The sequence below is a fragment of the Kaistia sp. 32K genome, from assembly GCF_016629525.1.
GTDB lineage: Bacteria > Pseudomonadota > Alphaproteobacteria > Rhizobiales > Kaistiaceae > Kaistia.
The window spans coordinates 3,795,312-3,807,471 of record NZ_AP024269.1 but is presented as its reverse complement, the minus strand read 5'-3'; the positions used below and the strand labels follow the sequence as shown (position 1 = coordinate 3,807,471).

Sequence of the window (12,160 nt, the reverse complement as noted above, 5' to 3'; positions counted from 1 at the left end):
TCCGGGCAGGCTCGCGAGAGACGGGTGGAGCATGATCGGTAAGCTCAAGGGCATCGTCGACTCCTTTGGCGACGACTGGGTGATCCTCGATGTCGGCGGCGTCGGCTATCTCGTGCATTGCTCGAGCCGCACGCTGCAGGCCTTGCCGTCGCCCGGCGAGGCGGCGCAGCTTGCGATCGAGACCTATGTCCGCGAGGACATGATCAAGCTGTTCGGCTTCGGCGCCGATGTCGAGCGCGAATGGTTCCGGCTGCTGATGACGGTGCAGGGCGTCGGCTCCAAGGTGGCGCTCGCCATCCTCGGCATCCTGAAGCCGGCCGATCTCGCCACGGCCATCGCGCTGCAGGACAAGGTGCAGGTGGCGCGCGCGCCCGGCGTCGGCCCCAAGGTCGCGGCGCGCATCGTCGCCGAACTCAAGGACAAGGCGCCGGCCTTCTCCAGCGTCGATCCGGCCGTGATCTCGCTGCAGGAAGATCTTGCCGATCGCCGCGCGCCGCTGCCGGTCGCCGATGCCGTGTCGGCGCTGACCAATCTCGGCTATCCGCAGGTGCAGGCGAGCGCCGCCGTCGCCGCCGCCGCGCGCTCGGCTGGCGAGGACGCGACGACCGAGACGCTGATCCGCCTCGGCCTGAAGGAACTGGCGCGATGACGGCCGTCGCCGCGCGTCGTGACGGCTGGGTCACGACGATGGAGAAGGCGACGGACATGGTGCCGGCCGGATTCGTCTGCTACGGACGATCATTCACGCGGCCGGTGCTGTCGCAGGAGGAACGATGAGCGACAGCCGTTTGATTGACGGAGCCCCGCAGGAAGACGACGTCGACCGGACGCTGCGGCCGCAGGTTCTGGCAGATTTCGTCGGCCAGGCGCAGGCGCGCGCCAATCTCTCCGTCTTCATCGAGGCGGCGCGCGGGCGCAAGGAAGCGCTCGACCACGTGCTCTTCGTCGGGCCGCCCGGCCTCGGCAAGACGACGCTGGCACAGATCGTCTCGCGCGAGCTCGGCGTCAATTTCCGCGCCACCTCCGGCCCGGTCATCGCCAAGGCCGGCGATCTCGCGGCGCTTTTGACCAATCTCGAGGAGCGCGACGTCCTCTTCATCGACGAGATTCACCGGCTGAGCCCGGCGGTGGAAGAAATCCTCTATCCGGCGATGGAGGATTTCCAGCTCGACCTGATCATCGGCGAGGGGCCGGCGGCGCGCTCGGTCAAGATCGACCTCGCCAAGTTCACGCTTGTCGCCGCGACCACCCGCCTCGGCCTCCTGACGACGCCGCTGCGCGATCGCTTCGGCATTCCCGTCCGGCTGCAGTTCTACACGGTCGAGGAGCTCGAGCTGATCGTCACGCGCGGCGCCCGGCTGATGGGCGTCGGCATGACGGCCGACGGCGCTACCGAGATCGCCCGCCGCGCCCGCGGCACGCCGCGCGTCGCCGGAAGGCTGCTGCGCCGGGTGCGCGACTTCGCGCTCGTCGAGGGGCCGGGCACGATCACGCGCGAGGTCGCCGACCGGGCGCTGCTCCGCCTCGAGGTCGACAGCATGGGCTTCGATTCGCTCGACCGGCGCTACATGTCGACCATCGCCGTCTCCTTCGGCGGCGGACCGGTCGGCATCGAGACGATCGCGGCGGCGCTGTCGGAGCCGCGCGACGCGATCGAGGAGATCGTCGAGCCCTATCTGATCCAGCAGGGCTTCGTGCAGCGGACGCCGCGCGGGCGCCTCTTGACGCCGCACGCCTTTCGTCATCTTGGTCTCGCCGTGCCGACCACCGAAATTGCGGCCCAGATTCAGATGTTCGACCCCGGCAAATAGCCGCGCAGAGGCCTTCGATGACCGACGACTACCCGCATCTCGCCGGGCGACACACGCCCGAAGGCCACGTCCTGCCGGTCCGCATCTATTTCGAGGACACCGATTTCTCCGGCGTCGTCTATCACGGCTCCTATGTCCGCTTTCTCGAGCGCGGGCGCAGTGACTATGTCCGCCTGCTCGGCGTGCACCACAGCGAGCTCGACGCCGGCGAGACCGGCGAGCCGATCGCCTTCGCCGTGCATCGGATGGAGATCGAGTTCAAGCGGCCGGCCCGGATCGACGACGTCGTTGAGGTGCTGACCCGTCCGAAGGAGATTCGCGGGGCGCGGATCCTGCTGGCGCAGACGATTCGCCGGGGCTCCGAGATCCTGATCGAGGCGGTCGTCACGGTCGTGCTGGTCAATCGCGCCGGTCGCGCCCAGCGCATTCCCGAAAGCCTCGCCGCCCGATTTGCAATGGCGCCAAAATAACCATTGCTTAACCATGCCGAGACTATAGAGAAGCATCGCGGCAGCATGGGCGAACTGGCTGAAACGCCCTCAAATGAACAAATTTGAAGGCGAGACACCACCCCGGATTGTCGTGTCCGGCCCGATGCTTGCAGGACAAGTTCCGTGGCAGGTTTCGACGGTGGATACAGCTCCTGTCCTCGCGCCGGTCGCGAGTGATCAACTCCGAGAGGGTGTACGCGAATGAATCCGGTCGACGTGGGCCAGGCAGCGCTCGACGCGCCGGCGAACCTGTCGCTTATCTCCCTGTTCCTGCAGGCTCACATCGTCGTCAAGCTGGTCATGCTCGGCCTGATCGTGTCGTCGATCTGGAGCTGGGCGATCATCGTTGACAAGGTGCTGCTCTTCGGCCGCATCCGTCGCCAGATCGACCGGTTCGAGAAGGTGTTCTGGTCGGGACAGTCGCTCGAGGAGCTCTATCGCTCTCTCTCCAACCGGCCGGCGACCAGCATGGCCGCCCTGTTCGTCGCCGCGATGCGCGAATGGAAACGTTCGTTCGAGGCCGGCGCCAAGTCGCCGATCGGCCTGCAGATGCGCATCGACAAGGTGCTCGACGTGACGCTCGCCCGCGAGGCCGAGCGCATGGAGAGCCGCCTGCTGTTCCTCGCCACCGTCGGTTCGGCCGGCCCGTTCATCGGCCTGTTCGGCACGGTCTGGGGCATCATGACCTCGTTCCAGGCAATCGCCGCCTCCAAGAACACGTCGCTCGCCGTCGTGGCGCCCGGTATCGCGGAAGCGCTGCTCGCGACCGCCATCGGCCTGTTCGCGGCCATTCCCGCCGTTATCGCCTACAACAAGCTGTCGAGCGCCGCTGGCCAGATCTCGGGCCGCCTCGAAGGCTTTGCCGATGAGTTCTCGGCCATCCTGTCGCGTCAGATCGACGAGAGGGCCTGAGCATGGGCATGTCGGTCGGCGGACGGTCTGGAGGCGGTGGCGGGCGCGGTGGGCGCCGGCGTCGTCGCTCGACCGGCGTGATGAGCGAAATCAACGTCACGCCCTTCGTCGACGTCATCCTGGTGCTGCTGATCATCTTCATGGTGTCGGCGCCGCTCTTGACGGCCGGTGTGCCGCTCGACCTGCCGCAGAGCCAGGCCAAGGCGCTGACCGCCGACAAGGATCCGATCTCGGTGAGCGTCAACGCCGAGGGCAAGGTGTTCCTGCAGGAAACCGAGATCCCGCTCGACGAGCTCGTTCCCAAGCTGAAGGCGATCGCCGCCGCCGGCTATGAGGAGCGCATCTTCGTGCGCGGCGACAAGACCAGCAATTACGGCGCGATCATGCGCGTCATGGGCGCCATCTCCAGCGCCGGCTACCACAATATCGGTCTCGTTACCGAGGCCGTGGACGGCTGATCGATGCGCGCCGGGCTCGTCACCTCCGTCGCTGCCCACCTCTCGCTTCTGGCCTGGGGACTGATCGGGCTGCCCAGCAGCAAGCCGTTCGACGTCACCATGGTCGAATCGATGCCGGTCGAGCTGGTGCCGATTTCCGAAGTGACCAGCCTGCAGAAGGGCAAGAAGACCGCCGAGGTCAAGGACAAGCCGTCGCCGAACAAGCCGGCCGAGAAGGAAACGCCGAAGCCGAGCCCCGCGCCGCCGAAGCCGACCCCGCCCGCGACCCCGCCGCCGCCACCCCCGCCGCCGAAGTCCGAGCCGACGCCGCCCGCGCCGAAGCCGCCCGAGCCTGCGCCCGCGCCGCCGGAGCCGGCCCCGCCCGAGCCCGCCAAGGCCGAGCCCGCCCCGGCGAAGCCCGAGCCGACGCCAGCGCCCGAACCCGCTCCCGCGCCGAAGGAAGCCGAGGCCGCGCCGCCGCAGCCGGCGCCGAAGCCGCGCGTCAAGCCGACGCCGCCGAAGCCCGTGCAGACGGCCGAGGCGCCGAAGAAGCCGGCTGAGAAGACCAGCCAGCACCAGACCCAGAGCACGACCTCGTCGGACTTCGACGCCGACCGGATCGCGGCGCTGCTCGACCGTCAGAAGCCGACCGGCGGCGAGACCGCCAGCCAGGAGCCGGAATCCTTCGGCGCCGAGCAGGCCCGCAACCCGAGCGCGCGGATGACGCAGAGCGAGATCGACGCGCTGCGCTCCCAGGTTCAGCGCTGCTGGAACATCCCGGTCGGCTGGACCGATCCGAGCGAGGTCACGGTGACGATCCGGTTCAAGCTGAACCAGGACGGCAGCGTCAGCGGCGTGCCGTCGATCCAGCAATACCCGGCCAGCCAGTATGGCACCGTGGCGGCGGAGAGCGCGGTCCGGGCCGTCATGCAGTGCGGCCCCTACCAGCTTCCGGCCGAGAAATACGAACTCTGGAGCGAAATCCAGATGCGTTTCTCGCCGCAAGGATGATCGCCCCCGTCACTGCTCTGCCGTTATCTTGGGCCACAACCGCAACAGCACAGAAGATTTGGATTACAGGAACAGCACCATGACGGTTCACGCCCCCGACAAAGGCGCCGCGGCCGCTTCGCGCCGCTTCGCACGAACAAGCCTCGGAGCAGCCATGCTCTTCGCCGCGGCCTTCGTGATGGCGACCGTTCCGTTCACCCAGCGCGCCGAAGCGCTGATCGAGCTCGACGTCACCCAGGGCAACGTCCAGCCGCTGCCGATCGCCATCCCGACCTTCATCGGCGGGACCCAGGCGGACGCGCAGCTCGCCGCCGACGTTTCCGGCGTGATCGCGGCCGACCTGAAGCGTTCGGGCCTGTTCCTGCCGCTCGACCAGGCGGCCTTCATCGAGAAGATCACCAATCCGAACCAGACGCCGAACTTCCAGAGCTGGACCGTGATCAACGCGCAGGCGCTCGTCACCGGCGGCGTCACGCGCCAGTCCGACGGCCGGCTGCGCGCCGAGTTCCGCCTCTGGGACATCTATGCCGGCCAGCAGATGGCGGGCCAGCAGTTCTACACGACGCCGGAAAACTGGCGCCGCGTCGCCCACATCATCGCCGACGCGATCTATGAGCGCCTCACCGGCGAGCAGGGGTATTTCGACAGCCGCGTCGTCTATGTCGACGAGAGCGGCCCGAAGGACAAGCGCGTCAAGCGCCTCGCCATCATGGACCAGGACGGCGCCAATTCGCGCTACCTGACCCGTGGCAACGACCTCGTGCTGACGCCGCGCTTCAATCCCTCGGCGCAGGAAGTCGTCTACATGTCCTACGGCTCCGACCAGCCGCGGGTGTATCTGCTCAACATCGAGACGGGCCAGCGCGAGCTGGTCGGCAATTTCCCGGGCATGACCTTCGCGCCCCGCTTCTCGCCGGACGGCCAGCGCATCGTCATGAGCTTCGAGGACCAGGGCAACGCCAACATCTACGCGATGGACCTGCGCTCGCGCCGGACGACGCGGCTGACCAACTCGGCCTCGATCGACACCAGCCCGTCCTTCTCGCCGGACGGCTCGCGCATCGTCTTCACCTCCGATCGCGGCGGCAGCCAGCAGATCTACGTGATGGGCGCCGACGGCTCCAACCCGCAGCGCATCTCCTTCGGCAAGGGCTCGTACTCGACGCCGGTCTGGTCGCCGCGCGGCGATCTGATCGCCTTCACGCGCCAGGCGCCCGGCGGATTCGCCATCGGCGTGATGAAGCCGGACGGCTCCGGCGAGCGCATCCTGACCGAGGGCTTCCACAACGAAGGCCCGACCTGGGCGCCGAACGGACGCGTGCTGATGTTCTTCCGCGACACTCCCGGCGCCAATGGCGGACCGCAGCTCTGGTCGATAGATCTGACCGGCTACAACGAGTTCAAGGTGCCGACCCCCGCATTCGGTTCGGATCCGGCCTGGTCGCCCTTGATCAACTAGGCCAGCTTGGTTAATTTCCATGCCGCCGACGCACCGCGCCGGCGGCATTTTTTATGCCGAACATGATTCGGTAACGATGTTTCCCGGCCACGCTAGGCACCGGGAAACCCAGACGGGGCCTTGCTTTATCCACCATCGGGCTGTCCGCGCGCGGACGGCGTTAACTTCCGCTCAACCACGTTCTTGAACCCGTGCTTAACCAACGGGCTGCTAAGACCGCCTCATGTCCGAGTATGGTGGACAAGGAGTTATCTTCATGGCGAATTCTCTATCCATTCTGCGCGGCGCCAAGTTCGTCGTGTTCATTGGCGCAGCTCTCGCGCTGGCCGCTTGCGCCAACAAGCCGGGAGCCGGTGGTGCAGGTGGCATCGGTGCGGGTGGCATCGGTTCGGCGACTCCGGGCAGCGCCCAGGATTTCGTCGTCAATGTCGGCGACCGTATCTTCTTCGAGACCGACCAGACCGACATCTCGTCGGCCAACCGGTCGACGCTCGACAAGCAGGCGCAGTGGCTGCAGCAGTATCCGCGTTACCAGGTCACGGTCGAGGGCCATGCGGACGAGCGCGGCACGCGTGAATACAACATCGCGCTGGGCGCCCGTCGCGCCACCAACACCAAGAACTACCTGGTCTCGCGCGGCATCGCGCCGAACCGCATCCGCACCATCTCCTACGGCAAGGAGCGCCCGGTCGCGGTCTGCAACGACATCTCGTGCTGGTCGCAGAACCGCCGCGCTGTCACGGTGTTGAACAACGCCGGTTCCTGATCGACGTCCACCATACGAGTTTGACGGAAACGGCGGCCTCTGGCCGCCGTTTCTGTTCGTCCGCGCCCCAATTTGGCCGAACTCAAGCCCCCCAGATAGACGGATGGGTGCGATGCGGCGAAGCCGCGCCGCCACAATCGTTCAACGGATGGGCTGATGAGACAGAGAATTCCGATCCTGACCGCGATGCTCTTCGCGGCGGGACTGACCTTTGCGACGACGGGACCCGCCGACGCCGGCCTGTTCGACAAGCTTCGCGGCAACAATGCCGAGCAGAGCCCGCAGCCGCCCGGCAATGTCGGCGGCGTCGTCAACGTCCAGTCGCCCCAGAACGAGGGGCAGTCGGCCATGCGCATGGACCGCATCGAGCAGCAGATGCGCGAGATGACCGGCCAGATCGAGCAGCTGACCTTCCAGGTCCGCCAGCTGCAGGAGCAGTTGCAGCGCGCCCAGCAGGATACCGATTTCCGCCTGAAGGGCGTCGAAGGCGGCGGCAAGCGTTCCGAAGCCCCGCCTGCGGCGGCGAAGCCCCGCGCCGACGCCGCGCCCGCGCAGCGCGCCGCCCCGCCGCCGGCCGACGCGATCGGGGCTGCCATCGGCTCCACCGACGGCGAGATGGATCCGGGCGCCGGCAATCCGGGGCAGGGCGCCCCGCCGCGCGCGCTCGGCCAGCTGACGCTCGATCCCAACGCGCCGATCGACCTTTCGCAGGGCGGCGGCGCTCCGCACGGCGCCGCGCCGCAGCCGACCGGCGACGCGCGCAGCGACTACGAGGCGGCCTATGCCCTGGTGATGAAGGGCGACTATGACGTCGCCGAGGTCTCGTTCCGCCAGTTCCTGCAGGCGCACCCGCGCGATCCGCAGGCCGCCGACGCCCAGTACTGGCTCGGCGAGAGCCTTTATGCCCGCCAGGATTTCCGCGGCGCGGCTGACGCGTTCCTGTCCGGTTACAAGCAGTATCCGAAGAGCGGCAAGGCAGCCGACATGCTGCTGAAGCTCGGCATGTCGCTTTCCGGCCTGAACCAGCGCGAGGCGGCCTGCGCCACCTATGCCGAGGTGCTGAAGCAGTACCCGAAGAGTTCCAACGCGCTGCTGCAGCGGGTCAAGCAAGAACAGGCCAGTGCCAGCTGCTGAAGACCCCGGACGAATCGCGGACGCGACGCTCGAAGCGATCTTCGCGCCGTTCGCCGATCTCGAGCGCCTGGCGCTCGCCGTTTCCGGTGGCGCCGATTCCCTCGCCCTGCTGATCCTCGCGCAACGCTGGCGTTCCGCCCGCGAGCGGGGAGCCGATCTCGTCGTGCTGACCGTCGACCACGGCCTTCGGCCGGAATCGGCGGATGAAGCGCGGTTCGTCGGCGACGTCGCCGCCCGCTACGGCCTCGCCTTCCGAAGCCTGCGATGGGCCGGTCCCGTTCCGACTTCCGGCGTGGAGGCCGCTGCCCGCGCTGCCCGCTATGCGCTCCTGATCGAAGCCTGCCGTTCGCTCGGCGCCTCGCATCTCGCCACCGCGCATCACCGCGACGACCAGGCCGAGACCTTCCTGATGCGGCTGGCGCGCGGGTCCGGCGTCTACGGGCTCGCCGCGATGGCGCCCGATGTCGATCGCGGCGGCATCCATCTCGTCCGGCCGCTGCTCGACATCCCGCACGAGAACCTGGTTGCCGTTGTCCGCGAAGCGGGCCTCGCGCCGGTCGAGGATCCGCACAATCGCGATCGCGGTTTTGATCGCGTCCGCATCCGCGAACTCCTGCCGATCGTCGCGGCCGAGGGGCTCGATGCCGCGACGCTCGCGGCGACCGCCCGCCGCCTCGCCCGCGCCGCCGCCGCGCTCGATCTCTATGTCGGCCGCCTGTTCGACGCTGCCGCCATCGTCGATGCCACTGGCGCGGTGCGGCTGTGGGCGGACGCCTTTGCCCTGGAGCCAGACGAGATCCGCCTGCGCGCCTTGGCCCGGATCCTGCGCGCCGTCGGCGGCGCCGCCTATGTCCCGCGCCTCGAAAGCGTCGAGGCGCTGGAGGAAGCGATGCGCGTGCCGGCGAATTTCGCCGCGCGGACGCTCGCCGGCACGCTCGTCGATTGCCGCAAGGGCGAGTTCCGCTTCCAGCGCGAGCTCGGCCGCGACGGATTGGCGATGCTCGCCGTCGAGGGGGCGCGGGAGGGCGTCTGGGACGGCCGTTTCCGCTTCCGTTTCGAGGGGCCGAAGGGCGCCGCGTTTACCATCGCGGCGCTTGGCGAGGCGGGACGGCGACAATTTGCCGTCTGCCTGCCGCAGGGCCTGCCGCGCGCCATCGAGGCGCTGCCGGCGCTATGGCGCGGCACGGAGATCCTGGCTTGCCCGGGTCTCGGCGTGGCGGCCGATCCGGCATTGGGCGTCGCCTTTTCGGCGACCTCGCTGGTTGCGGCGCGGCTTGGCGATCCCGCCCGCCATGACGATCCGGCGGCCTGATCTAAACCATTGCCGCATTTTCCGCGTTTTCATTGGCGATGCTCGTATTGGCTTACGCGGTCGGGCCACCTATCTTAGCTACAAATGAGCGGCACCCGGCCGCATCCTGCCCTTGAAGGGATTCTGATGAACGCGAATTTTCGCAACTTCGCAGTGTGGGTCATCATTGGCCTGCTGCTGATCGCCCTGTTCAATCTGTTCCAGAACCCGGGACCGCGCGCGGCCGGTCAGGACATTGCCTATTCGCAGTTCCTGAGCGACGTCGACAGCGGCCGCGTCCGAAGCGTGGTGATCGCCGGACAGCAGATCACCGGCAGCTATACCGACAATGCCAGCTTCCAGACCTTCGCGCCGAATGACGCCGATCTCGTCAAGCGGCTCGAGAACAAGGGCATCTCGATCACGGCGAAGCCGCCGACCGAGGGCGGCACGTCGCTGATCGGCGTTCTGATCTCCTGGTTCCCGATGTTCCTGATCCTGGCCGTGTGGATCTTCTTTATGCGGCAGATGCAGGGCGGCGCCGGCGGCAAGGCGATGGGCTTCGGCAAGTCCAAGGCCAAGCTCCTGACCGAGGCGCATGGCCGCGTCACCTTCGACGACGTCGCCGGTGTCGATGAGGCCAAGGAAGACCTGCAGGAGATCGTCGAGTTCCTGCGCGACCCGCAGAAGTTCCAGCGTCTCGGCGGCCGGATTCCGCGCGGCGTGCTGCTGGTCGGCCCTCCGGGCACCGGTAAGACGCTGACGGCCCGCGCCGTCGCCGGCGAAGCCAACGTGCCGTTCTTCACCATCTCGGGTTCCGACTTCGTCGAAATGTTCGTCGGCGTCGGCGCGTCCCGCGTCCGCGACATGTTCGAGCAGGCGAAGAAGAACTCGCCCTGCATCATCTTCATCGACGAAATCGACGCGGTCGGCCGTCATCGCGGCGCCGGTCTCGGCGGCGGCAATGACGAACGCGAGCAGACGCTGAACCAGCTCCTGGTCGAGATGGACGGCTTCGAGCAGAACGAAGGCGTCATCATCATCGCCGCGACCAACCGTCCGGACGTGCTGGACCCGGCGCTGCTGCGCCCCGGCCGTTTCGACCGCCAGGTCGTGATCCCGAACCCCGACGTCGTCGGCCGCGAGAAGATCCTGAAGGTGCATGCCCGCAAGGTGCCGATGGCGCCGGACGTCGAGCTGAAGACGCTCGCCCGCGGCACTCCCGGCTTCTCGGGCGCCGACCTGATGAACCTCGTCAACGAGGCGGCCCTTCTGGCGGCGCGGCGCAACAAGCGCATCGTCACCATGGCTGAGTTCGAGGACGCCAAGGACAAGGTGATGATGGGCGCCGAGCGCAAGTCGCTCGCCATGACCGCCGACGAGAAGCGCAACACCGCCTATCACGAGGCCGGCCACGCCATCATCGCGATGCTGCTCTCGGGCACGATCGACCCGATCCACAAGGCCACCATCATTCCGCGCGGTCGTGCGCTCGGCATGGTGATGACGCTGCCGGAGTCGGACCGTTACAACTGGACCTATGAGAAGGCCAAGTCGCGCCTGATCATGCTGTTCGGCGGCCGCGAGGCCGAGATCCTGACCTTCGGTCCGGAGAAGGTGACGACCGGCGCTAGCGGCGACATCCAGATGGCCACCAGCCTCGCGCGCTCCATGGTGATGGAGTGGGGCATGTCGGAGCGTCTCGGCCGCGTGCGTTATCGCTCGAACGAGCAGGAGGTCTTCCTGGGCCATTCGGTGGCGCAGTCGACCAATATCTCGGACGAGACCGCCAAGATCATCGACGAGGAAGTTCGCAAGCTGATCGAGGAAGGCGAGAGCGAGGCGCGGCGTCTCATCACCGAGAACCGCGACAAGTTCATCGCCGTCGCCGAGGGGCTGCTCGAATACGAGACGCTGTCCGGCGAGGAGATCAAGAACCTGCTCGACGGCAAGCCGCCGATCCGCGACACCGGCGACGACGTGCCGCCCTCGCGCCCGTCCGTGGTTCCGACCACGCGTCGTCCGAAGGGTGACACCGGCCTGGAGCCGCAGCCGCAGGTCTGACCGGCGGGTATCGAAGGAAACAAAAAGGGCGGGACCTCGCAGTCGCGCCCTTTTTCGTTGCGGCGCCGCGCGGCTCAGGCGGCCTTGCGGGCCCCGTCGGCGGCGAGGATCGCGGCGCTGTCGGTGATCACGGCGCCATAGATGGTGCGCAGGTATTCGATGGCCGCCTCGTTGTCGACGCCGTCGAAGACGCAGACGCCGTCCGCCGGGATCTCGATGCCGTAGCCGCGAATGAACGCGCCATAGCTCGAATGGCGAACGCAGCAATGGGTGTGCTGGCCTGTGATCACCACGTCGGTGACGCCATACTGCTTCAGGATCTCGTCGAGCCCGGTTTCGTCGAACGCACCGTAGAAGCGCTTGGGCGAGACGATCTCGCGCGGCGCGCCGATCGGCGCCAGCGCCTCGATCACCTCGGCGCCCTTCGTCCCGGCCATGGCATGCGGACCCCAGATGGCAATCTCGCCGTCATCGGCGCGGTGCGCGTCGTTGGAATAGACCACCATCCAGTCGGGACGGCCGCGCGCGTGCTCGATCAGCTGCCGGATCACCGGCACGATCTTCGAGGCATGCGCCTCGTTCTGCAGAACGCCTGTGTAGAAGTCGTTCAGCATGTCGACGACGATGAGAGCCTTCATGGCCTGCTCCGGTACGGGGGAAGGGAGGTCTCCCATGCCACTCCGCCTGTCGTCGGGAAAAGCACATTGCATATCGAGCTGTAATATTCGGGCGCCGAACCAGCCAGCGATGGCGGAAACGCGAAATCTTCAATCAAATCTGTATC

At 67.4% G+C, this 12,160-nt stretch carries 13 protein-coding genes; 12 read left to right on the top strand and 1 reads right to left on the bottom strand.

Annotated elements, in window-relative coordinates; translation table 11 throughout:
- Positions 1–31: 31 nt before the first annotated feature.
- The 12 genes from ruvA (at position 32) to ftsH (ending at position 11,376) form a co-directional block, all read left to right on the top strand.
- Positions 32–649, top strand: coding sequence for a Holliday junction branch migration protein RuvA (gene ruvA / locus K32_RS17660; protein ID WP_201400774.1), 618 nt, complete (start codon positions 32–34; stop codon positions 647–649).
- Complete coding sequence (locus K32_RS25030; RefSeq protein ID WP_256434759.1) at positions 646–777, top strand: hypothetical protein; 132 nt, start codon at positions 646–648, stop codon at positions 775–777. Before ruvA ends, K32_RS25030 begins: the two co-directional genes overlap by 4 nt.
- Complete coding sequence (gene ruvB / locus K32_RS17655; protein ID WP_201400773.1) at positions 774–1,811, top strand: Holliday junction branch migration DNA helicase RuvB; 1,038 nt, start codon at positions 774–776, stop codon at positions 1,809–1,811. The genes K32_RS25030 and ruvB overlap by 4 nt, the downstream gene beginning before the upstream one ends.
- Positions 1,812–1,828: 17 nt before the next feature.
- Positions 1,829–2,281 carry a tol-pal system-associated acyl-CoA thioesterase gene (gene ybgC / locus K32_RS17650; RefSeq protein ID WP_201400772.1) on the top strand — a complete coding sequence of 151 codons (453 nt, stop codon included), beginning with the start codon at positions 1,829–1,831 and terminating at the stop codon, positions 2,279–2,281.
- A 222-nt stretch (positions 2,282–2,503) separates the two neighbouring features.
- On the top strand, positions 2,504–3,214 hold the full coding sequence (gene tolQ / locus K32_RS17645) for a protein TolQ (RefSeq protein WP_371812706.1): 711 nt from the start codon (positions 2,504–2,506) through the stop codon (positions 3,212–3,214).
- 2 nt (positions 3,215–3,216) lie between these two features.
- Positions 3,217–3,672 (top strand): protein TolR, encoded by a 456-nt coding sequence (tolR, locus tag K32_RS17640; protein WP_201400771.1) that lies wholly within the window; start codon positions 3,217–3,219, stop codon positions 3,670–3,672.
- A 3-nt stretch (positions 3,673–3,675) separates the two neighbouring features.
- A complete protein-coding gene (locus K32_RS17635; protein ID WP_201400770.1) occupies positions 3,676–4,662 on the top strand; it encodes a hypothetical protein in 987 nt (328 codons plus the stop codon).
- Between the two features lie 154 nt (positions 4,663–4,816).
- The gene (gene tolB, locus K32_RS17630; protein WP_244669579.1) at positions 4,817–6,121 is read left to right on the top strand and encodes a Tol-Pal system beta propeller repeat protein TolB; all 1,305 of its coding nucleotides are present in this window, start codon (positions 4,817–4,819) and stop codon (positions 6,119–6,121) included.
- A gap of 256 nt (positions 6,122–6,377) precedes the next feature.
- Positions 6,378–6,887 carry a peptidoglycan-associated lipoprotein Pal gene (gene pal, locus K32_RS17625; RefSeq protein ID WP_201400768.1) on the top strand — a complete coding sequence of 170 codons (510 nt, stop codon included), beginning with the start codon at positions 6,378–6,380 and terminating at the stop codon, positions 6,885–6,887.
- A 156-nt stretch (positions 6,888–7,043) separates the two neighbouring features.
- Positions 7,044–8,021, top strand: a complete 978-nt coding sequence (gene ybgF / locus K32_RS17620; RefSeq protein ID WP_201400767.1) for a tol-pal system protein YbgF — start codon at positions 7,044–7,046, stop codon at positions 8,019–8,021.
- The gene (gene tilS, locus K32_RS17615; protein ID WP_201400766.1) at positions 8,008–9,333 is read left to right on the top strand and encodes a tRNA lysidine(34) synthetase TilS; all 1,326 of its coding nucleotides are present in this window, start codon (positions 8,008–8,010) and stop codon (positions 9,331–9,333) included. Before ybgF ends, tilS begins: the two co-directional genes overlap by 14 nt.
- A 126-nt stretch (positions 9,334–9,459) precedes the next feature.
- On the top strand, positions 9,460–11,376 hold the full coding sequence (ftsH, locus tag K32_RS17610) for an ATP-dependent zinc metalloprotease FtsH (protein ID WP_201400765.1): 1,917 nt from the start codon (positions 9,460–9,462) through the stop codon (positions 11,374–11,376).
- A 74-nt stretch (positions 11,377–11,450) separates the two neighbouring features.
- On the opposite strand, the gene K32_RS17605 is transcribed toward ftsH, so the two are convergent.
- Complete coding sequence (locus tag K32_RS17605; protein ID WP_201400764.1) at positions 11,451–12,014, bottom strand: cysteine hydrolase family protein; 564 nt, start codon at positions 12,012–12,014, stop codon at positions 11,451–11,453.
- Between the last annotated feature and the right edge of the window lie 146 nt (positions 12,015–12,160).

What these genes read in the sequence shown, in the direction of transcription:
- ruvA (WP_201400774.1), top strand. Translation starts at nt 32, where the DNA reads ATGATCGGTAAGCTCAAGGGCATCGTCGACTCCTTTGGCGACGACTGG.
- K32_RS25030 (WP_256434759.1), top strand. Translation starts at nt 646, where the DNA reads ATGACGGCCGTCGCCGCGCGTCGTGACGGCTGGGTCACGACGATGGAG.
- ruvB (WP_201400773.1), top strand. Translation starts at nt 774, where the DNA reads ATGAGCGACAGCCGTTTGATTGACGGAGCCCCGCAGGAAGACGACGTC.
- ybgC (WP_201400772.1), top strand. Translation starts at nt 1,829, where the DNA reads ATGACCGACGACTACCCGCATCTCGCCGGGCGACACACGCCCGAAGGC.
- tolQ (WP_371812706.1), top strand. Translation starts at nt 2,504, where the DNA reads ATGAATCCGGTCGACGTGGGCCAGGCAGCGCTCGACGCGCCGGCGAAC.
- tolR (WP_201400771.1), top strand. Translation starts at nt 3,217, where the DNA reads ATGGGCATGTCGGTCGGCGGACGGTCTGGAGGCGGTGGCGGGCGCGGT.
- K32_RS17635 (WP_201400770.1), top strand. Translation starts at nt 3,676, where the DNA reads ATGCGCGCCGGGCTCGTCACCTCCGTCGCTGCCCACCTCTCGCTTCTG.
- tolB (WP_244669579.1), top strand. Translation starts at nt 4,817, where the DNA reads ATGCTCTTCGCCGCGGCCTTCGTGATGGCGACCGTTCCGTTCACCCAG.
- pal (WP_201400768.1), top strand. Translation starts at nt 6,378, where the DNA reads ATGGCGAATTCTCTATCCATTCTGCGCGGCGCCAAGTTCGTCGTGTTC.
- ybgF (WP_201400767.1), top strand. Translation starts at nt 7,044, where the DNA reads ATGAGACAGAGAATTCCGATCCTGACCGCGATGCTCTTCGCGGCGGGA.
- ftsH (WP_201400765.1), top strand. Translation starts at nt 9,460, where the DNA reads ATGAACGCGAATTTTCGCAACTTCGCAGTGTGGGTCATCATTGGCCTG.
- K32_RS17605 (WP_201400764.1), bottom strand. Translation starts at nt 12,014, where the DNA reads ATGAAGGCTCTCATCGTCGTCGACATGCTGAACGACTTCTACACAGGC.